Source organism: Streptomyces olindensis (assembly GCF_040645895.1).
In the GTDB taxonomy this organism is placed as follows: domain Bacteria; phylum Actinomycetota; class Actinomycetes; order Streptomycetales; family Streptomycetaceae; genus Streptomyces; species Streptomyces olindensis.
In genome coordinates this window covers 1-20,157 of the sequence record NZ_JBEYZD010000043.1, presented here as the reverse complement: position 1 = coordinate 20,157, position 20,157 = coordinate 1, and the positions used below count along the sequence as shown (strand labels likewise).

Annotated in this window: 19 protein-coding genes and 1 pseudogene; 11 read left to right on the top strand and 9 right to left on the bottom strand. The window is 73.5% G+C overall.

What is annotated here, in order from left to right; genetic code table 11:
* Positions 1 to 73: 73 nt before the first annotated feature.
* Positions 74 to 1,174 (bottom strand): baeRF2 domain-containing protein, encoded by a 1,101-nt coding sequence (locus ABZ948_RS25725; protein ID WP_359763272.1) that lies wholly within the window; start codon positions 1,172 to 1,174, stop codon positions 74 to 76.
* Positions 1,175 to 1,238: 64 nt separating this feature from the next.
* Here ABZ948_RS25725 and ABZ948_RS25720 point away from each other — a divergent pair, with 64 nt between their 5' ends.
* Positions 1,239 to 1,526 carry a DUF6158 family protein gene (locus tag ABZ948_RS25720; protein ID WP_359763270.1) on the top strand — a complete coding sequence of 96 codons (288 nt, stop codon included), beginning with the start codon at positions 1,239 to 1,241 and terminating at the stop codon, positions 1,524 to 1,526.
* A gap of 100 nt (positions 1,527 to 1,626) precedes the next feature.
* On the opposite strand, the gene ABZ948_RS25715 is transcribed toward ABZ948_RS25720, so the two are convergent.
* The 5 genes and pseudogenes from ABZ948_RS25715 to ABZ948_RS25695 form a co-directional block, all read right to left on the bottom strand.
* Positions 1,627 to 3,729 (bottom strand): catalase, encoded by a 2,103-nt coding sequence (locus ABZ948_RS25715; RefSeq protein WP_359763268.1) that lies wholly within the window; start codon positions 3,727 to 3,729, stop codon positions 1,627 to 1,629.
* Positions 3,729 to 4,271: a type 1 glutamine amidotransferase domain-containing protein gene (locus ABZ948_RS25710; RefSeq protein WP_359763266.1), complete on the bottom strand. Its 543-nt coding sequence runs from the start codon at positions 4,269 to 4,271 to the stop codon at positions 3,729 to 3,731. The genes ABZ948_RS25715 and ABZ948_RS25710 overlap by 1 nt, the downstream gene beginning before the upstream one ends.
* 5 nt (positions 4,272 to 4,276) lie before the next feature.
* Positions 4,277 to 4,992, bottom strand: a pseudogene (locus ABZ948_RS25705) (diguanylate cyclase).
* Entirely contained in the window at positions 4,989 to 5,420 is a 432-nt protein-coding gene (locus ABZ948_RS25700; RefSeq protein WP_359763264.1) for a CBS domain-containing protein, read from the bottom strand. Before ABZ948_RS25700 ends, ABZ948_RS25705 begins: the two are co-directional and overlap by 4 nt.
* 83 nt (positions 5,421 to 5,503) lie before the next feature.
* On the bottom strand, positions 5,504 to 5,905 hold the full coding sequence (locus ABZ948_RS25695) for a DUF2795 domain-containing protein (protein ID WP_359763262.1): 402 nt from the start codon (positions 5,903 to 5,905) through the stop codon (positions 5,504 to 5,506).
* 159 nt (positions 5,906 to 6,064) lie between these two features.
* On the opposite strand from ABZ948_RS25695, the gene ABZ948_RS25690 reads away from it, so the two are divergent.
* Positions 6,065 to 6,241: a hypothetical protein gene (locus ABZ948_RS25690; RefSeq protein ID WP_359763260.1), complete on the top strand. Its 177-nt coding sequence runs from the start codon at positions 6,065 to 6,067 to the stop codon at positions 6,239 to 6,241.
* Here ABZ948_RS25690 and ABZ948_RS25685 read toward each other — a convergent pair.
* Positions 6,195 to 7,988: a thiamine pyrophosphate-requiring protein gene (locus tag ABZ948_RS25685; RefSeq protein ID WP_359763258.1), complete on the bottom strand. Its 1,794-nt coding sequence runs from the start codon at positions 7,986 to 7,988 to the stop codon at positions 6,195 to 6,197. The genes ABZ948_RS25690 and ABZ948_RS25685 overlap by 47 nt on opposite strands.
* Positions 7,989 to 8,230: 242 nt before the next feature.
* Between ABZ948_RS25685 and ABZ948_RS25680 the strand changes: the two genes are divergently transcribed.
* The 4 genes from ABZ948_RS25680 to ABZ948_RS25665 all read left to right on the top strand — a co-directional run bounded on the left by ABZ948_RS25680 (position 8,231) and on the right by ABZ948_RS25665 (position 12,497).
* On the top strand, positions 8,231 to 9,025 hold the full coding sequence (locus ABZ948_RS25680) for an RNA polymerase sigma factor SigF (RefSeq protein WP_359763256.1): 795 nt from the start codon (positions 8,231 to 8,233) through the stop codon (positions 9,023 to 9,025).
* A gap of 198 nt (positions 9,026 to 9,223) precedes the next feature.
* Positions 9,224 to 9,973: a hypothetical protein gene (locus ABZ948_RS25675; RefSeq protein ID WP_359763255.1), complete on the top strand. Its 750-nt coding sequence runs from the start codon at positions 9,224 to 9,226 to the stop codon at positions 9,971 to 9,973.
* Positions 9,974 to 10,191: 218 nt separating this feature from the next.
* Positions 10,192 to 11,439: an aminotransferase class I/II-fold pyridoxal phosphate-dependent enzyme gene (locus ABZ948_RS25670; protein ID WP_359763253.1), complete on the top strand. Its 1,248-nt coding sequence runs from the start codon at positions 10,192 to 10,194 to the stop codon at positions 11,437 to 11,439.
* Positions 11,436 to 12,497 carry an MBL fold metallo-hydrolase gene (locus tag ABZ948_RS25665; protein ID WP_359763251.1) on the top strand — a complete coding sequence of 354 codons (1,062 nt, stop codon included), beginning with the start codon at positions 11,436 to 11,438 and terminating at the stop codon, positions 12,495 to 12,497. Before ABZ948_RS25670 ends, ABZ948_RS25665 begins: the two co-directional genes overlap by 4 nt.
* Before the next feature lie 7 nt (positions 12,498 to 12,504).
* On the opposite strand, the gene ABZ948_RS25660 is transcribed toward ABZ948_RS25665, so the two are convergent.
* Entirely contained in the window at positions 12,505 to 13,140 is a 636-nt protein-coding gene (locus ABZ948_RS25660; protein WP_359763350.1) for a DedA family protein, read from the bottom strand.
* Positions 13,141 to 13,169: 29 nt separating this feature from the next.
* The gene (locus ABZ948_RS25655; protein WP_359763249.1) at positions 13,170 to 13,943 is read right to left on the bottom strand and encodes an MBL fold metallo-hydrolase; all 774 of its coding nucleotides are present in this window, start codon (positions 13,941 to 13,943) and stop codon (positions 13,170 to 13,172) included.
* A gap of 83 nt (positions 13,944 to 14,026) precedes the next feature.
* Here ABZ948_RS25655 and ABZ948_RS25650 point away from each other — a divergent pair, with 83 nt between their 5' ends.
* The 5 genes from ABZ948_RS25650 to ABZ948_RS25630 all read left to right on the top strand — a co-directional run bounded on the left by ABZ948_RS25650 (position 14,027) and on the right by ABZ948_RS25630 (position 20,111).
* Positions 14,027 to 14,428, top strand: coding sequence for a hypothetical protein (locus ABZ948_RS25650; protein ID WP_031118186.1), 402 nt, complete (start codon positions 14,027 to 14,029; stop codon positions 14,426 to 14,428).
* 161 nt (positions 14,429 to 14,589) lie between these two features.
* A complete protein-coding gene (locus ABZ948_RS25645; RefSeq protein WP_359763246.1) occupies positions 14,590 to 16,608 on the top strand; it encodes a phage holin family protein in 2,019 nt (672 codons plus the stop codon).
* Positions 16,609 to 16,726: 118 nt separating this feature from the next.
* On the top strand, positions 16,727 to 17,788 hold the full coding sequence (locus ABZ948_RS25640) for an ATP-binding protein (protein ID WP_359763244.1): 1,062 nt from the start codon (positions 16,727 to 16,729) through the stop codon (positions 17,786 to 17,788).
* Positions 17,789 to 17,856: 68 nt separating this feature from the next.
* On the top strand, positions 17,857 to 19,587 hold the full coding sequence (locus ABZ948_RS25635) for a vWA domain-containing protein (RefSeq protein ID WP_435857600.1): 1,731 nt from the start codon (positions 17,857 to 17,859) through the stop codon (positions 19,585 to 19,587).
* Positions 19,588 to 19,682: 95 nt separating this feature from the next.
* A complete protein-coding gene (locus tag ABZ948_RS25630) occupies positions 19,683 to 20,111 on the top strand; it encodes an OsmC family peroxiredoxin (protein WP_031118182.1) in 429 nt (142 codons plus the stop codon).
* Positions 20,112 to 20,157 lie beyond the last annotated feature (46 nt).

Sequence of the window (20,157 nt, the reverse complement as noted above, 5' to 3'; positions counted from 1 at the left end):
ACTGCGCGACCGGCCACGACGCGCCCGCACCCGCGCCCGTGCCGCGCCCCCTACGGCGATTCGGCGCGCTTGGTCACTTCCAGCGGAGCAACGCCCCGAGTCCGCCGACCGGAACCTCCTGCTCCGCAACGGCCAGTGCCCCCGCGTCCGTCGCCACCGCCGACCGGATCAGCGCGTCGTCCGCCCGGGCCGGCCAGGAGTGCTGCTCGCCCAGGACCTTCAGGTCCGTCCGCCGCACCGCCAGCTGGTCCGGGTCCTCGCCGATCCACACCTCGCGGTGCGCGTCCGGCCCGTCCAGCCTGATCAGCAGCTCGTCGATGCGGTGCTCCCGCGCCGCCTCGACCAGCGCGGGAACGCCCTCCACGGCCCCGGCCCGGCCCTCGTCGTCCGGGTTCCGGGCGGCCCGGAAACGCTCCAGCTCCGCCTCGGCCTGCCGCGCCACGTGCTCGGCGCGGGCCCGCTCGACGTCCTCGTCGAGGAGCCGGCTGCCCGTGCCGTGCGGCGCCTCGACGACCAGGTCGTGCAGCCGCTTGGGCAGCCGCTCGTACACGGACCGCCGCTCTCGGTCGTCACCGACGAGGATCAGCAGGTCGGCCCGGGTCTCCTCCTGGCACACGGCGAGCGCGTCGGCGATCTCCGCGGCGTTGTGCTCCCAGGTGTTCTCCACCCGCAGCTGGAAATGCCGCTCGGACCAGTCCACCGAACTCGTCCGGTGCACCGGCCACTGGCGCCCGGTGACGCTCCCGGCGTCCTCCCGGCCCAGTGCGCTGCGCAGCTCGAAGTCCGCGCCCTTGCGGTCGACGTACGCCACCACGCACACCGGGTTCTCACCGGCCAGCTCCAGCAGCGGCGTCACCCGCGGCAGCGGCGCCCACTCGGCCCAGTCGCCGCCCTGCGGGGGACGGACCAGCGGCGGGTCCAGGACGACCTGGCCGTCCCGGGCGAACAGGGCCCGGCCGTGCGGTTCGGACGAGTGCCGCAGATCCTCGATCGCGTTCTGCACGGCCCGGCAGGTCGCCTCGTCCGCGCCCTGCGCGGCCAGCTCCCTGGCCATCGCCTGGGCCGTCAGGTGCCGCTCGTGGGGGGTGTCCTCCGTATGCCGGGAGGTGTCGACGTACACAGAGGCCCACGGCCCCTGGTGTTCGTACAGTGGGTGCAGAAAAGCGAGATCCATGGCTCCCTCCCGGATGCCGCTCGGGGGTAGTGCTCGTTGCTCCCCGGGCGGGTACCCGGACCACATGAACGAACACGACGAGCGGGGCGACACCATGACCGGAGTGGACCCTGACCGGCTGGACGACCAGCAGCTCATGAAAGAGCTGGAGACCATCCACCGCACGCGCCACGACACGCTGCTCTACGGCTCGAACGACGCGCTGCGGGCCCACAACGAGCGCATGGCGCAGCTCGAGGGCGAATACCTGCGCCGCAACCCGCGCCGCCCGGTGGCCGCGGGCCGCACACGCGAAGGGGCCCGGGAGCGGGCGAGCGGGGAGTCGGCGACTCCCACGACCCCCGGCACCTGAGCCCCTCACAACCGCCTCGAACGTCCCTCGGAGAGCGAGGGACACAGGACAGCCCGGCGCACCGCGGACCGGACCGGAAAGACCGGCCCGGCCCCGCCGCTCAGCGCCGTACCGGCGGACGCCCCCAGTGGCGGTGCGCCGCGATCGCGGCCACGAACGCGTCCAGGAACTCCGTGCTCGCCGGCCCGGGAGACGTGTCGGTCACGACCCCCTGGTCGGTGACCACCCGCTGGAACTCCGTCGACAGGTGCAGCCCCTCGGGCTCCAGCGCCGACAGGATCCCCACGCCCGAGCCGAGCGCGCCCACCGGCTTGCCGTGCCGGAAGGCGTCCCGCACGAACCGCACCGCGTCCGGGTCGGCCGCCGTGGGCGGGGTGCCGACCGGCCCGCCGGGCAGCAGGACGGCGTCGTACAGCACGGACGCCACGGTCGGCAGCGCCCGGTCGACCGCGTACGTCTCGCCGTCGGATCCGGTGATCGTGCCGTCCGCCGGGGCCAGCGCCTCGACGATCGCGCCCTCGGCGGCCAGCCGCTCCCGCACGGAGGTGATCTGCTCGGCGTCCACGCCGTCGGTGACGAGCACCGCGATCTGCCGGGTCCGGATCGAACCGTCCCCGCGCAGCGACTCGAGACTGAGGGCGGGGGAGACCAGCTTGCCCGGGGTCTCGGCCCCGGCCGGCGCCGGCACCCCGACGCCCCGCGCCACCTGCGCGGCCAGTTCCCCGTCGACCTTGGCCAGGTGCTCGACCGTACGGGCCCGCACGGTCATCGCCCCGACCTTGCCGAGCTCGAACCGGAACGCCTCCACGATGTGCTGCTTCTCCCAGTCCGCCATGCTGTTCCAGAACATCGCGGTCTGGCTGTAGTGGTCCTGGAAGCTGGGACTGCGCCGCCGGATCTTGTGACCGTCGACGCGTTCGGCGTGGTGGGTGTAGGTGCCCGCTCCGGCACCCGCGTGGGCCGGGCAGCCCCCGCCCAGCGAGTTCGGGAAGTAGTTCGTGCCGGAGTGGATCGCGCTCTGGTGGTAGCCGTCGCGCTGGTTGTTGCGCACCGGCGCGACCGGCCGGTTCACCGGCAGTTGCGAGAAGTTGGGCCCGCCGAGCCGGATCAGCTGCGTGTCCAGGTAGGAGAAGTTCCGGGCCTGGAGCAGCGGGTCGTTGGTGAAGTCGATGCCGGGGACGACGTTCGCCGTGTGGAAGGCGACCTGCTCGGTCTCCGCGAAGAAGTTCTCCGGGTTGCGGTTCAGCACCATCCGGCCGATCGGCCGCACCGGCACCTGCTCCTCCGGGATGATCTTCGTCGGGTCGAGCAGGTCGAAGTCGAACGCGAACTCGTCCTCCTCCGGCACGAGTTGCACGCCCAGCTCCCACTCGGGGTACTCGCCCGCCTCGATCGCGTCCCACAGGTCACGCCGGTTGAAGTCCGGGTCGCGGCCCTGGCACTCCTGCGCCTCGTCCCACACCAGCGAGTGCACGCCCAGCTTCGGCTTCCAGTGGAACTTCACGAACGTGCCGCGCCCCTCCGCGTTCACGAACCGGAAGGTGTGCACGCCGAAGCCCTGCATCATGCGGTAGCTGCGCGGGATCGCCCGGTCCGACATCAGCCACATGATCGCGTGCAGCGTCTCGGGCTGGAGCGACACGAAGTCCCACAGGGTGTCGTGCGCGGACGCGCCGGTCGGGATGTCGTTGTGCGGCTCGGGTTTCACCGCGTGCACGAAGTCCGGGAACTTGATGCCGTCCTGGATGAAGAAGACCGGGAAGTTGTTCCCGACCAGGTCGTAGTTCCCCTCCGAGGTGTAGAACTTGGTCGCGAAGCCGCGCACGTCCCGCACGGTGTCCGCCGAGCCCTTGGGGCCCTGCACGGTCGAGAACCGCACGAACACGGGCGTCCGCACCGACGGGTCCTGGAGGAAGGCCGCGCGGGTGAACTCCGCGCAGGACTCGTACGGTTCGAAGTACCCGTACGCGCCCGCGCCCCGGGCGTGCACCACCCGTTCCGGGATCCGCTCGTGGTCGAAGCGGGTGAGCTTCTCCCGGAAGTGGAAGTCCTCCATCAGCGTCGGACCGCGTTCCCCCGCCGCCAGGGAGTCGTCGGTGTGGTCGACCGCGACTCCCTGGTCGGTGGTGAGCGGCCCGGCGGCCGGGTCGTCCGCCCGGAACGCCTCGCGCTGCTCCTGCTTGCGGTCGGCCGGAGAGGCCATCAGGCGGCCTCCTCGGCGAAGACGTCGAGGAAGGTCTCGCAGAACGCCTTCAGGTCGTCCGGCTTGCGGCTGGTGACCAGCTTGTTGGCCCCGTGGTCGCACACCTTCACCTGCTCGTCGACCCAGGTGCCGCCCGCGTTGCCGATGTCCGTCCTGAGGCTCGGCCACGACGTCAGCACCCGGCCCCGTACGACGTCCGCCTCGACCAGCGTCCACGGCGCGTGGCAGATCGCGGCGACGGGGCGGCCCTGCTCGAAGAAGTCCCGGACGAACGCGACGGCCTTGTCGTCCATCCGCAGGAAGTCCGGGTTGGCCACGCCGCCCGGCAGCACCAGCGCGCCGAACGAACCGGGCGCGGACTCGCCCACGACCTCGTCCACGGGGAAGGTGTCCGCCTTGTCGAGGTGGTGGAACGCCTGGATCTCCCCCTCCTTCGTCGACACCAGCACGGGCTCGTGGCCGGCGTCCTTGGCCGCCTGCCACGGATCGGTCAGCTCGACCTGCTCGACGCCCTCGGGTGCCACCAGAAATGCGATACGCATGATGGTCATCGTCCTTCCCCGGAGCGGGCGGCGCTCCAGCGCGCCGCGTCGCCCCTCGCGTTCCTGTCGTTCTTCTTGCGCTTGCTGTTCCTGCGGCCCGCGCGCACGCACCGCAGCAGTTCCTCGCCGTACGGCAGCAGCACGCACGTGCCGATCGCGGCGGCGATGCCCGCCAGGTAGCCGGGCGAGAGCGGCCGCCGCCGGGGCACCAGCCGCCACGCGTCGGGATCGCCCCGGCCGCCGCGCAGCAGGGACTTCACCTGATCGGCGTGCAGACACATCAGGGCGGCCAGGGCTCCGAACGGCAGCGACTCCAGGAAGCTGTGGATGTGCTGCTCGATCGGCTTGACCTCCCGCTCGCTCTCGACGGCGGTACGGACGTCCCACAGCGCCGTCGCCTCGTGCACCGCGGCCCCGCCCAGCTGCACGCTCAGCAGCAGCGGGTTGACCTCGTAGCGCAGCGTCAGCGCGATCGGGATGCCGACCTCGGCCATCATCAGCTGGGGGCACCTCCCACGCCCTTAAGGCAGTGGGGGAGGATGAGGGACTCCTTCGTCCCCGCCGTCTCCTCGATCCGGGTGCGCCGGTGCATCACCCAGTCGGCCACGCCGGGCACGAACCAGCTGGGCAGCAGCCCGTACATCAGGTACCGGGTCGTGGCGTCACCGACGTCGACGGTGACGCCGGTGGCGCTGATCTCCCTGGCCTGGTCCGTGCTCATGCACCACCCCGGGTGTCCGGCTCGGCACGGCTGATGTCGGCGAGCGCCGACGCCGGGTCCTCGGCCTCGGCCACGTCGCCGAGGCTCACGATCCCGACCGGCAGCCCGTTCTCCACCACCGGCAGCCGGCGCACCGCGTGCTCGCGCATCAGCGTGACCGCGGCCGCCACCGGGTCGTCCGGGGTCACCGTCACCGGGTCCGGCGTGCACACGGCCCGGACGCTCACCGACATCGGGTCGGCACCGTCGGCGACGGCCCGCACCGTGATGTCACGGTCGGTGAGCACACCGATCACGTCCTGTCCGTCGGCCACCACCACGTCGCCGATGTTCTGGGTGCGCATCAGCTGCGCCGCCTCCACGAGCGAGGCGTCCGGGCGTACGGCGACCACACCCGGAGTCATCACGTCCTTCACCAACTCGGCCATCACGGGGCCCTCCCTCGGCTGCCACGCCGGTGGGGGCACCGCGGCGCGCCGGACGACGCCCCGCGGTGCCCCCGACGCGGTTCCTACGCGTACTCCTCCGGCCCGGTCTCCCGGGCCCGGACCAGGGCCTGGGCCAGCTCCTGGACGTTGCCGTAGCGCTCCTGGCGCGGCAGCCGCTCCAGGGCCTCGACGAGCGCGTCGGGCGCCTGGCGGCCGCGCAGCTCACGGGCCAGCTCACGCGGGCTCGCGGGGAACGCCCTGCGGCCCAGCATCCGGGCCAGCTCCAGCCGCACCGACTCCAGGGACGTCGGCCGACGGCTCGGCGTCACCGGCCCGTACGTGACCTCGGGGTCGTCCTCGGCGGCCGGCTCCGGGTCGTGCCACTCCTCACTGCGCGTGGGGTGCCCGGACCTGAGCAGACCCTGCAGTTCGTGCTTCATCTCGTCGTCCCGGTGGACGCTCAGCCGGTCGCTGCCTCGCTGCATGTCTCCCTCCAGACCTTCGGGGGTCCGCACCGCGTACCCGAACACCGGAGGCCGACACGGGTTCGGCCCACCGGATCACCGCCGGAGGCCCTGGTTTGCGCCAAGGACTGCGGGAGACCCGGATCACACCCCCCACTCATCTCTGGGGAAGGACACGACATGGCGATGCTCGCTGTGCTCATCCCGCTGCTCATGCTCGGAGTGGTGCTGGTGCTGGGCCGGTACGAGGAGCTGCTGCTGCCGCAGGACGACGCCGACCGGCCCGAACCGGCCGGCGCCCCCGCCGCCGCTACTTCTTCTCACGCCCCGGCAGGAACTCCTGCATCTTCGCCTTGAAGCCCTGCTTGACCATCGATCCCCGGTCCGCGTCGCCCTTCAGGATCGACGCGGCGGCCGCCTCCATCTGGTCCCAGGTGGCGTGCGGCGGGATCGGTGGGACAGCCGGATCGGTCAGGAACTCGACCACCGCGGGACCGTCCGCCTCCAGCGCCGCACGCCAGGCCGGCTCGACGTCCTCCGGCTTCTCCACCCGGATGCCGGTCAGCCCCAGGGAACGCGCGAACGCGGCGTACTGCACGTCCGGAAGCTCCTGCGAGGGCAGGAACGACGGCGCGCCCTCCATGGCCCGCATCTCCCACGTCACCTGGTTCAGGTCGTGGTTGTTCCACACGGCGATCACCAGCCGCGGGTCCTCCCACTGATGGCGGTACTTCGCCGCCGTGATCAGTTCCGCCATGCCGTTCATCTGCATGGCCCCGTCCCCGACCAGCGCGATCGCCGGCCGGTCCGGGTGCGCGAACTTCGCGCCGATCACGTACGGCACCCCGCAGCCCATCGTCGCCAGCGTGCCCGACAGCGAGCCGCGCATGCCCGGCCGCATCGTCAGGTGCCGCGCGTACCAGTTGGCCGTCGAACCCGAGTCGGACGTGACGATCGCGTTGTCCGGCAGCAGCGGGTCCAGGGCGCGGGCCACGTACTCCGGGTTGATCGGATGGGCGTCGAGCCCGGCCCGGCGCTCCATGACCCCGTGCCAGCGCGTCACGTTGTCGCACACCGTGTCGTACCACTCACGCCCGCGGCCCTCCTCGATCAGCGGGATCAGCCGCTCCAGGGTGGCCTTCGCGTCACCGACCAGGTTCACCTCGTACGGGTAGCGCATCCCGACCATGTGCGGGTCGATGTCGATCTGCACGCCCCGCGCCTTGCCGAACTCCGGCAGGAACTGGGTGTAGGGGAACGACGACCCGATGGTCAGCAGCGTGTCGCAGTCCCGCATCAGCTCGTACGACGGGCGGGTGCCCAGCAGGCCGATCGAGCCGGTGACGTAGGGCAGTTCGTCGCTGAGGACGTCCTTGCCGAGCAGCGCCTTGGCGACGCCCGCGCCGAGCAGCTCGGCGATCCGCTCCACCTCGGCCCGCGCCCCGGCCGCGCCCTGGCCGACCAGGATCGCCACCTTGTCACCGGAGTTGAGGATCTCCGCGGCCCGCCGCACCGCGTCGTCGGACGGAACCGCCGTCCACGAACTGCGGTCCAGGCTGGAGGGGACCATCTTGAACTCGTGCGTCGGCGGCGAGTAGTCCAGCTCCTGCACGTCGCCCGGGATGATGACCGCGGTCGGGCAGCGGCGGGCGTAGGCGGTGCGGATCGCCCGGTCCAGCACGTTCGGCAGCTGCTCCGGCACCGTCACCGTCTCCACGAAATCGGAGGCGACGTCCTTGTACAGCGTGTGCAGGTCCACCTCCTGCTGGTAGGAGCCGCCCATCGCGGTGCGGTGCGTCTGGCCGACGATCGCCAGCACCGGGACGTGGTCCAGCTTGGCGTCGTACAGGCCGTTCAGCAGGTGGATCGCGCCCGGCCCCGACGTCGCGGCGCACACCCCGAGACGGCCGCTGAACTTGGCGTAACCGACCGCCTGGAACGCGGACATCTCCTCGTGGCGCGACTGCACGAAACGTGGCTCGTTCTCGGCCCGGCCCCATGCGGCGAGCAGCCCGTTGATCCCGTCGCCCGGATAGCCGAAGACCTGCTCCACCCCCCACTCGCGCAGCCTCTGCAGGACGTGGTCGGCGACCTTGGTGCTCATGTACGACCTCCCGGACGTATGGGGACAGAGCCAGCAGTACGAGTCACCCTGCGCCACGGCGGAAAACCTCGCCGGGTTTGCGGGCGGGGGCCGGGGGCAGGCGCACCTCAGTGCTTCGGACAGGAGGCACGCCCGTGGGAGTGGCGCAGCGCGCCGTCACCGGCGCCCCTGGTCCGCACCGTCGACGCTCTCCCACGGTGACTGTCCAACACAGAGCACCCTCAAGGGAATTGCGACGCATCATGCCGACCCGAACCAGCGCGAAGCAGCACCCGCACGACGACGCCCCCGACACTGCCGAGGCCTTCCGCAGGCTCACCTCGATGCCCGCCGGCCCGGAGCGTGACGCGCTGCGCGACGAGATCGTCGAGGCCTGGCTGCCCATGGCGGACCGCCTCGCCGGACGCTTCCGCAGCCGCGGCGAGAGCTTCGAGGACCTGCGGCAGGTCGCGGCCCTCGGCCTGGTCAAGGCCGTCGACCGGTACGATCCGGCGCGCGGCAACGCGTTCGAGAGCTACGCCGTGCCGACCATCACCGGCGAGATCAAGCGGCACTTCCGCGACCACATGTGGACCCTGCACGTACCCCGCCGCGTCCAGGACCTGCGCAACCGCGTGCGCTTCGCCTCCCAGGACCTGTCCCAGACCATCTCGGGCCGCAGGCCGACGGTGGCCGAGATCGCCGCGCACGCCAAGATGAGCGAGGAGGACGTCCAGGTGGGCCTGGAGGCGCTGGAGAGCTTCACGGCGCTGTCCCTGGACGCGGAGCTGCCCGGCAGCGACGACGGGTACTCGCTGAGCGACGCGCTGGGGTCGGTGGACCCGGCGCTGGACACGGTGGTGGACCGGGAGGCCGTGAAGTCGCGGCTGGCGGCGCTGCCGGAGCGGGAGCGGGCGATCCTGTACATGCGGTTCTTCTCCGACATGACGCAGAGCCGGATCGCCGAGGAGCTGGGGATCTCCCAGATGCACGTGTCCCGGCTGATCAGCCGGTGCTGCGGGCGGGTGCGGGAGCAGGTCATGCGGGACGTGGCGTAGCGCCGTAGGGGTTCCCGCGATGGTGCGGGTGCGGGTCGTCCGTGGCTGGTCGCGCAGTTCCCCGCGCTCCTGGGTCGCTCCGATTCACCCGGTCGTGTGGCACTGTCCCGCAAATGGGTCTTGGCCGCGCGCGGCGCCGTACCGGGCTGGCTGTCATGGCAGAGGGGCATTCTGCCGTCGCCCGAAGGAGTCCCCTCCATGCGCCGCACCCTCCACGCCCTGTCCGTCGCCGTCCTCACCGGGGCCGCCCTGGCGGGCTCCGCACCGGCCGTCCTCGCCGAACCCGCCGCCGAGGTCGCTCCCGCCACCGTCGAGCCCGGGGGCACGCTCACCGTCTCGGTCAGCTGCGACCCGACCGGCGGACCGCCCCCGGACACCATCGACGCCACCTCGCAGGCCTTCGACGAGGGGACCGTCCCGCTGCGCCGGGTCACCGGCAACGACGACGAGGTGTCCGGCCCGGCCTACCGCGGCACGGCCAGGATCGCCTCCGCCGAGAACTTCGAGGGCGATCCCGACGCCGGGGGCGAGGACTCCGCGTGGACCGTGGACGGGACCTGCCCGGCCGCGCCCGGCGGGGAGGGCAAGGAGTGGAGCGCGACGTTCACCGTGGCCCACGGTTCCGGTCCCCACAAGCCGTCCCACCGGCCCACCCACAAGCCCCCGCACCACCCCTGCCCCGAGCCCCCGCACCACGGCGAGCACCACCACGACCCGCACCACCACGACCCGCAGCGCCCCGACCAGCACCACAGCGACCCGCAGCACCCCGGACCGCACCACACCGACTGCGGTGCGGCGGTCGTCCGGCGCGGGGTACGGGCCGGTGACGGCGGTGCCTTCACCGACTCCGTGCCCGCCCTGGTCGCGGGCGGGGTGCTGATCGCGGGCGCGTTCGGCGCCGCCGTGCACCGGCTGCGCAACCGCGAGACCGACATGCACCGCTGACCCCGGCGCGCACCGGCGCCCCGCACGCCCCCCGCTTCCCCGGCCCGGCCCACTCATGCTGTGACCGTCACGACCCGGCCGGGTGCCCATGGGGCGGCGGCACCCTGGGTACTCAGTGGCCTAGGGCACGAGTCGCACCGTACGGAGCACCGGGCAGCGGACGGCGGACGCGCCGAAGGCGACAGGACACGGCGGCACCAGGCACTGCGGAGGTACGGATGCGGCGGACGGACCCGGTAGGCCACGGCCCCGTCCGCTTCGGGCCGCCGCTCCCCGAGGACGGGCTGCCGGTGCTGCCGGAGCTGTCCGCGGTGCTCGCCGCCGCGGCCTCCCGCGGCGACCACGAGCCGGTCGGCGGCGGCCCGGCCCTGCGGGAGGCCGCCTGCGGCTACTGGGACCGGCGCGGCCTGCACTGCGACCCCGGCCGCGTGGCCGCCGGCCCCGGCGCGCCCGCCCTGCTGCTCGCGCTGACCGCCGCCCTCGGCGGCGACGTCCTCGTCCCGCGACCCTGCGCCGCCTGGTGGGCGCCGTACGCGCGCCTGCTGGGACGCCCTTCCTTCCATGTGCCGACCCCGCCGGAGAGCGGCGGCGTCCCGGACCCGTACGCCCTGCTGGAGACGGTGCGCCGGGTCCGCGCCGAGGGCGGCGACCCGCGCCTGCTCGTGCTGTCCGTCGCCGACGACCCCACCGCGACCGTCGCCCCGCCGGAGCTGCTGCACGAGACCGTCGAGGCCGCCCAAGGGGAGGGCCTGCACCTGGTCAGCGACGAGACCTGGCGCGACACCCTGCACGACCCGCACGACACCGTGCTGCTCAGCCCCGCCGAGATGCTGCCCGACCGGGTCACCGTCGTCACCGACCTGGCCGGTGCCCTGCTCCCGCCCGGCTGGCCCGCCGCCGTGGCCCGCTTCCCGGCCGGCGAGGACGCCGACGGCCTCCACGCGCGCGTGCTCGACGTCCTCACCGCCCTCGACGCCCGGGTCGCCGCCCCCGTCGCCGCGGCGGCGGGCCACGCGCTGGCGGAACCGGAGCCGGTGGCCGCGCGCGTGGCCGCCGCCGTGCGCCTGCACGCGCGCTTGGCGGCCGAGGCGCACGCCACCGTGGTCGGCGCGGGCGCCCTCGCCCGGCCGCCCCGGGCCGGCCGCCATCTGTACGTCGACCTCTCCCCGCTGCGCCCCGCGCTGAGCGCGCACGGCGTCGGCGACGCACAGGAACTGGAGGACTTCCTCTCCGCCCGGCTCGGCATGCCCGCGCCGGGCGGCCACCGCTTCGGCGACGACCTCGAAGCCCCGCGCGTGCGGCTCTCCACCGGCGCGCTGGTGGCCGGCTCCGACACGGAACGCGCGGAATGCCTCACCTCACCCACGCCGTTGGAACTGCCGCACGTGCACCGCGCGTTGATCCACCTGAAGTCGGTCTTCGACGATCTCCGCGACGAAGCTCAGCGATGGGAGCCTCCTCGATGACGCAGCAGTCCGAGTCGACCACGAGCACGACCACCCGGGAAGCCGACGGCCCCGCCCTCCCGTCCCCCCTCGCGCCCCCGTACCCGCCCCTGGCCGAACCCCGGCCGCTGGCCGAGCGGAGAGTGTGGCCGCGCACCTTCCACGACCGGCTGACCGCCCCGCTCCCCGGCCTCAAGGCCATGGCCCGCTTCGCCCGCGAGGGCGCCGTGAGACCCGGCCCGGAGGGCCTCGCCGACATCCCCCTGCTGCCCTACGCCCCGGCCCCCCTGCCCCGCGTCGACGCCCGCACGGTCGCCGTCACCTGGGCGGGACACGCCAGTTGGATCCTGCGGATCGGCGGACTGACCGTCCTCACCGACCCGGTCTGGTCCCGCCGCATCCTCGGCACCCCGGCCCGGATCACCCCCGTGGGCGTCCCCTGGGAGGACCTGCCCCGCGTCGACGCCGTCGTCATCAGCCACAACCACTACGACCACCTGGACGCCCCCACCCTGCGCCGCCTCCCGCGCGACACCCCGGTGTTCGTGCCGGCCGGCCTCGCCGGCTGGTTCCACCGCCGCCGCTTCACGCGCGTGACGGAGCTCGACTGGTGGGAGGCGGCCGAACTGGACGGCGTCCGCTTCGACTTCGTCCCGTCCCACCACTGGTCCAAGCGCACCCTCACCGACACCTGCCACAGCCTCTGGGGCGGCTGGGTCCTCACCGACCGGGACGGCCGACGCGTATACTTCGCGGGCGACACGGGCTACGGCCACTGGTTCTCCCGCATCGGCCGCCGCTACCCCGGCATCGACCTCGCCCTCCTCCCCATCGGCGCCTACGACCCCCGCTGGTGGCTCAGGGACGTCCACTGCGACCCGGAGGAAGCGGTCCGGGCCGCCCAGGACCTGGGAGCGGCCCGCATGGCCCCCATGCACTGGGCGACGTTCGTCCTCTCCGCCGAACCCGTCCTCGAACCCCTCACCCGGGTCCGAGCGGCCTGGGAGAAGACGGGCCTGCCCCGGGAGAACCTCTGGGACATGCCGGTGGGCGCTTCCAGGGTGCTGGAAACCAGCTAGGAGCGTGCTAGGAGCGCGGCGAACTGCGCACGCGGCGCACCACCCCCGGCACCGCGCTGATCACCAGGGTCAGCGCGATCGCCGCCACCACACCCTCCCACGGCTCGTCGAACAACGACCCCCCGAGGATCCCGATCAGCTGGTACGTCACGGCCCAGGCCAGACAGGCCGGGAAGTTCCCCCGGGCGAACCGCCGCATGGGCCACTTCGCCAGCAGACAGGCCAGCATCACCGGAATGCGCCCGGCCGGCACCAGCCGGGACAGCACCAGCACGGCGACCCCGTGCGCGGCCAGTTTCCCCTGCGCCTGCGCCAGCCGGTCCTCCGGCGCCCGCGCCCGGATCGCCTCCAGCCACCGCGACCCGTTCCTCGACTTCAGCCCGCGCCGCCCCAGCCAGTACAGCGCCGCATCGCCCAGGAACGCCGCCAGCGACGCCGTCACGAACACCATCGCCAGCGAGAACGGCGCCGTCTGGTGGAACGCGACCACCGCCGCCGAACTCACCAGCGCCCCGGTCGGGATGACCGGCACCAACGCCCCGAGGAGCACGAGCAGAAAGAGCGTCGGATACCCGATCGCCTGCTGCGTGGACTCCGGCACCACGGACGCCGGGGTGACGGCCGACGCCGCCAGCAGGGGCACGCCGGCCTGCGCCAGGGGCGCGGACCAGGTCACCGCGCGACCTCCAGGCGCACACTCTCCCCGTGCCCCAGCCGGTGCACCGCCACGCCCGGCGCACGCCGGGCCGCCAGCCGTACGAACTCATCCCCCGGCGCATGGAACTCATGGGGGCGCACGGCGTCCATCCCGATCGGCCAGTACGTGCCGTAGTGCACCGGCACCGCACTGCTCGGCGCCAGCCGCGCCAGCGCCTCCGCCGCCCGGCCCGCGTCCAGGTGCCCCTCGCCCAGGTACGGCCCCCAGCCGCCCACCGGCAGCAGCGCCACCTCGACCGGCCCGACCTCCTTGGCCATCTCGTCGAACAGCCCGGTGTCCCCGGCGAAGTACGTCCGCGCCTCACCGTCGATGACGTAGCCGAGAGCGGGGGAGCGGTGCGGCCCGAGCGGCAGCCGCCGCCCGTCGTGCCGCGCCGGCACCGCCCGTACGACGACGTCGCCGACCGGTGTCTCGTCCCCGGGCGCCACCTCGCTCACCCGCAGATGCGCGAGCCGGCGCAGACCGGGCACGGCTCGGCGTGCGCCCCGGGGCACGAGCAGGCGCGTGCCCGGCGCGAGCCCCATCAGCGAGGGCACGTGCAGGTGGTCGGCGTGCAGATGGGAGACCAGCGCCACGTCCGCCTGCCGGGCGCCGGACGGCGGCAGGTCCCCGCGCCGGCGGCGCAGGTGCGCGAGCCGGCGCGCGAACAAGGGGTCGGTGAGTACGCGTACGTTCGAGTCCTCGACCGTGCAAGTGGCGTGACCCCACCAGGTGATCTCCACCGGCACTTCTTTGCCTCCTTCGCGCGACTCCCCGAAGCCTACGTGCAGGAGTAGGGTCGGCGGCGAAACCGGAGGTGAGGGGGGACGCCATGGTGCCGGTCCGGGTCACGGCGATCGCGAGTCTGACGCCGCTGGAGGAGCTGGACGACGATCCGTTCCTGGTCGACTCCCGCAGCCAGCACGCGATGTGCGCCCGCTGGGCCGCCGAGCGGGGCTACGTGGTCAGCCGGGAGTTGCTGGTGCGGGGGCTGCGCCCCGACCACGGCGCGCTGTGGGACGGCGTCCGCCCCGGCCTCGACCTGTTCGTGGCACCCAGCCGGCGGGTACTGGAGAGCGCGCTCGCGTCCGTCGAGCAGTTCACCGCGGAGTGCGCGCGACGCGGGGTACGGGTCGAGACGGTGGGGCACGCGGAGCCGGCGTACGACGCGGCGATGAAGGCGTGCGTGCACCGCAGGCTCTCGATGCCGACGGCGGGCTACGACGGCCGCTGAGCGGGGCGACTCCGGCTCGAAGGACACTCGAGGCACGGAAAGGCACCGCCGGGGCGTTGAGACACTGTGGGTGAGGGCCCGCGGTCGGGACGGGCCGGGACGTGAGGTGGCTGGACGTGCGGTGGCGGCGGGTTGCCAGTCAGGTGGGGCGGAGCGTCGCCGTGTGGGCGGTCTCCACCGTCACCATGCTCGTGCTCGCCGGGATCCTCCCGGACTTCCGGCTCCGGTCGGCCGACGGCGACAGCGCGACCGACATCGCCGTCACGGCGGCCTTCGGCGCCGGCGCCTTCGGCCTGCTGTCGGCCCTGGTGTGGCCGCTGCTGGTGCGGCTCCTGCTCCTCGTCCCGGCGCTCGTGCTCGGGCTGCTGGTGTTCTTCCTCAACGGCGCGCTGCTCACGCTCGCCCTGCGCCTGAACCCCGCCGAGCGCGGCGCCGCCGCCCCGGAGACCGCCGTGGTGGTCGCCGCCGTGATGTCGGCCGTCGCGTCGGCGACCGGCGCCGCCCTCGCCGTGCGCGACGACGACGCCTACCGCCGCCGGCTGTACCGCCTCTCCGACCGCCGCCGCCGGTCCACACCGCCCTGCCCGTCCGGCCCCGGCACGGTCTTCCTGCAACTCGACGGCGTCGGCCACGACACCCTGCTGGACGCTGTCGGCAAGGGCCTGATGCCCACCGTCGCCCGCTGGCTCGACCCGGGCCCCGGCGGCCGCCCCACCCACCGCCTCACCCCCTGGCGCACCGACTGGTCCAGCCAGACCGGCGCCAGTCAGCTCGGCATCCTGCACGGCAGCAACCACGACGTCCCCGCGTTCCGCTGGTACGAGAAGGACACCCGCGAGGTCGTCGTCTGCAACCGCCCGACCAGCGCCGCCGAACTCCAGCGGCGTGCCGTCGGATACGCGGGGCACGACGGTCTGCTCAGCGTCGACGGCGCCTCCCGCGGCAACCTGTTCAGCGGCGGCGCCGAGCAGCAGGCCCTCGTGCTGTCGATCGCCACCCGCCGCCGCAGCCGCGAGAACCGCTCCCGGGCGGGCTACTTCGCCTATTTCTCCGACCCGGCCAACGCCGTGCGCACGGCGCTGTCCTTCATCGCCGAGGTGGGCCGGGAGATCGGCCAGTCCACCCGGGCGAGACTGCGCAAGCAGCGCCCGCGCGTCTCCCGCGGCGGCCTCTACCCGTTCATCCGCGCCTTCGCGACCGTCGTCGAGCGGGACGTCGTGGTGGCCGCCGTGATGGGCGACATGCTCGCCGGCCGCACCGCCGTCTACGCCGACCTGGTGGCCTACGACGAGGTCGCCCACCACTCCGGCCCGGCGAGCCGCGACGCGCAGAAGGTCCTCGAACGCCTCGACCGCTCCCTCGCGCTGATCGAGAACGTCGCCGAGCACGCCCCGCGCCCGTACCGGATCGTCGTGCTGTCCGACCACGGCCAGAGCCCCGGCGAGACGTTCCGCTCCCGCTACGGCCTCACCCTCGGCGACCTGGTGCGGGCCGGCTGCGGACTGCCCGTGCCGCGCCGCGCGGAGCGCACCCGCAGCGGCGCGGAGGCCCGCACGGCCGTGCGCGCCGCCCTGCGCATCCCGGTCGAGGAGGGCGACGAGCGGCACCGCCCCGCGCGCCGCTCGGAACCGATCGTGCTGGCCTCCGGCAACCTCGGCCTGGTCTCCTTCCCGGACGTCACGCACCGGATGAGCAAGGAGGAGATCGACGCCCGCCACCCCGCGCTGCTGCCGACCCTCGCCAACCACCCCGGCATCGGCTTCCTGCTGGTCCGCAGCGACCGGCACGGCGGTGTCGTCCTCGGCGCGTACGGGGCGGAGATCCCGCTGGCCGGCCTCGACGAAGACCCCGGCCCGCTTGCCCCGTTCGGCCCGGGCGCCGTCGAAGCGGTACGCCGTACGCACACCTTCCCGCACACCGCCGACATCATGGTGAACTCCTTCCACGACCCGGCCGACGGCGAAGTCCTCGCCTTCGAGGAGCAGATCGGCTCGCACGGCGGCCTCGGCGGGGCCCAGAGCAAACCGTTCCTGCTGTCGCCGCTCGTGCTGTCCGCGCCGGTGGAGGACGGGGCGGAACTCATCGGCGCCGAGCACGTCCACCACGTCCTCGGCCGCTGGCTGCGCGAGTCGAACGGACCGCAGGTGCCGCTGGAGCCGAGCGAGGAGCGCGCCGCCTGACATGCGGCCGCGTTCCCGGGCGAGGAGCGCGCCGCCCCGAAATTCGGCTGCGTTCGCGCGGCCGTCCTCACACACTGGTGGGGCTCGTCCCCTTCCCACCTCCCAAGGAGCCCCTGCCTTGCAGGCAGCCGTCACCGTCACGCCCGCCCGCCTCCCCGACCTGCTGCTCGGCCTCGCCACCGTGCGGCCGGTCTTCGTCTGGGGCGCCCCCGGCATCGGGAAGTCCTCCCTGGTGCGGAACTTCGCCGAGTCGCTGGGCCTGCCGTGCGTGAGCCTGCTGGGCACCCAGCTCGCCGCCGAGGACCTGATGGGCGTCCCGCAGATCCGCGACGGCCGCTCGGTGTTCTGCCCGCCCGAGGCGATCGCCCGCGACGAGCCCTACTGCCTCTTCCTCGACGAGCTCAACGCCGCCACGCCCGACGTGCAGAAGGCGTTCTACTCGCTGATCCTGGACCGCCGGATCGGCGCCTACGAGCTGCCCAAGGGCTCCATCGTCATCGGCGCAGGCAACCGCGCCACCGACAACGCGCTCGCGCGGCCCATCGCCTCGGCGCTGGTCAACCGGCTCACCCACGTGCACCTGGAGGCCTCCGCCAAGGACTGGCTGACCTGGGCCGGGAGCAACGGCATCCACCCCTGGATCGCGGACCACCTCACCGACCGGCCCGACCACCTGTGGTCCAAGCCGCCCAAGACGGAGGAGCCGTTCTCCACGCCCCGCTCCTGGCACATGCTCTCCGACGCCCTGCACTCCTTCGGCCGCGACCTCGACGAGGAGACGCTGCGGGTGCTCGCGCACGGCACGCTGACGCCCGCGCACGCCCAGGCGTTCTGCGGCTACGTCAAGGTCGTGCGCAGCCGGTACGGCATCGAGGCCATCATCAAGGGCGACGCGCGCTGGCCCAACCGCCCGGAGGACCGCGACCTGCTCTACTACCTCGCCGACTCCTTCCGCGGCCGTCTGGTCAAGGAACTGCCCGTCAGCAAGGAGCACATGTCGGCCAACGGCCGGCAGACCGCCTACCGCGCCAAGTCGCTGCTGGTGCAGCTCGCCGAGATCTCCGTCGAGGTCGCCCAGACCGTCATCGCCTCCGACACCGACGGCAACCCCGTGCTGCCCTCCTGGTTCCTCGTCGAGGCGGCGCGCGACATGCCCCGGCTGGTGGAGGCGCGGCGGTGAGCCGTGGCCCCGGCAAGGACCGGCGCAAGAAGAAGCGGGACCTCGCGGGGGAGGCGTTCGCCGAGGGCATGCGCCTGATGAAGACCAACCCGGCTCTCGCGGCCGTGGAGTTCGACGTCTGCCGCGGGGAGGAATGCCGCTTCGCGCCCCGCGACGGGCTCGTCGCCGTCGACTCCGACGGCGACCTGCACGCGCAGCCCGACCGGCTCGCCGAGCCCGCCGCCTGGGCCTGGGCGCTCGCCCACGCCGTCCTCCACCTCGGCTTCGGGCACGTCCCCGCGGCCAAGGGGGAGCGCGTCCAGCCCGACCGCTTCGACCTCGCCGCGCGCTGCGTCGTCGTCAACCGCTTCCTGCTCGGCTTCACCGTCGGCGAGACCCCCGAGCACCTGCCCGCCGCCTACCCGGACGGCGACGAGGAGCAGCTCGCCGCCCGCTGGCGGCGCGACGGACTGCCCCCGGTCTACGAGCGCTGCGGCACGGCGGGCGACGAGCCCGACCAGGTGCTGGTGCCGTGGACGGGCTGGTCCCGGCCGCCCGACTGGCAGCTGGCCTTCGCCACCGCCCTGACCCGGACGGTGTCCGCCGCGATGGACATGGCCGGCGGCCGCCGCGACAGCCTGGACGGCGAGGTCCCCCGGCCGCGCCCCTGGCAGCGGGCGCTGAGCTGGTTCATCTCCTCCTACCCGCTGCTCGGCGGCATCGCGGCCGGCATCAAGCTGGTCGCCGACGCCGAACTCGCCCGTGCCCACGGCATCGCGATCGCGGCGGTCGACGCCGAGGCGGGCGAGATCTACATCAACCCCCTGCGCGGTTTCGAGGACGAGGAGTGGCGGTTCGTCCTCGCCCACGAGATGCTGCACGCCGCCCTGCGCCACGGCGACCGCTGCGGCACCCGCGACCCCTACCTGTTCAACGTCGCCTGCGACTACGTGATCAACGGCTGGCTGACCGAGATGGAGGTCGGCACCATGCCCGAGGGGCTGCTGTACGACCCGGGACTCGCCGGGCTCTCCGCGGAGGAGGTCTACGACCGCATCGCCGGCGACCTGCGCCGCAAGCGCCGCCTGGCCACCCTGCGCGGCAAGGGCGTGGGCGACATCCTCGGCGGCCCGCTCGGCTCACCCCGCGACTACGTCGACCTCGACGCGTTCTACCGCCGCGGCCTCGCCCAGGGCCTCGACCTGCACCAGCGGCAGGAGCGCGGCTTCCTGCCCGGCGGCCTGGTCGAGGAGATCCGCGCGCTGAGCCACCCGCCGCTGCCCTGGGACGCACGCCTGGCGCGCTGGTTCGACGAGTTCGTGCCCCGCCCCGAGCCCGTCCGGTCCTACGCCCGCCCCGCGCGGCGCCAGGCGGCCACGCCCGACATCCCGCGCGCCGGGCGGTACTTCCCGCCCGAGGAGGTCGCCCGCTGCACCTTCGGCGTGGTCCTGGACACCTCCGGCTCGATGGGCCGCGACCTGCTCGGCAAGGCGCTGGGCGCGATCGCCTCCTACGCGGAGGCCCGTGACGTACCGGCCGCCCGGGTCGTGTTCTGCGACGCCGCGCCGCACGACGCGGGCTATCTGCCGGTGACGGAGATCGCCGGACGGGTGCGGGTGCACGGGCGCGGCGGCACCGTCCTGCAACCCGGGATCGACCTGCTGCACCGCGCCGACGACTTCCCGCCGGGCGCGCCCGTCCTGGTCATCACCGACGGCTGGTGCGACACCCTGCGCGTGCGGCGCGAGCACGCCTACCTGATCCCGGCCGGAGCGCGGCTGCCGTTCACCGCCAGGGGCCCGGTCTTCCGCGTGAGTTGAGCCGTAGTGTGATCGGATGGGGACAAGGACCCGGCAACGGGCCCCTTGGACCACTGAAGACACATACAGCCGGACATTTTTCGAAAGGATGCGTCATGGCAGCCACGCGCTCCGCACACACCGTCTGGGAAGGCAACCTCTTCAAGGGCAACGGTGTCGTCACCTTCGACTCCTCCGGCATCCTCAGCGAGCAGCCGGTCAGCTGGGCGGCCCGCACCGAGGAGCCCGGCGGGAAGACCAGCCCGGAGGAGCTGATCGCCGCAGCCCACTCCAGCTGCTTCTCGATGGCCTTCTCCAACATCCTCGACAAGGCCGGCACCCCGCCGACCAAGCTGGTGACCTCCGCCGACGTCACCTTCCAGCCCGGTGAGGGCATCACCGGCATCCACCTCACGGTCGAGGGCACCGTCCCCGGCATGGACGAGGAGGCCTTCCTGGCCGCCGCCGAGGAGGCCAAGGTCGGCTGCCCGGTCAGCCAGGCCCTCAAGGCCACGCCCATCACGCTGACGGCCAAGCTCGCCTGACCGGACCCACCCACGTCGCGCGGGCCGGCCCACCGGGGGCGGCCCG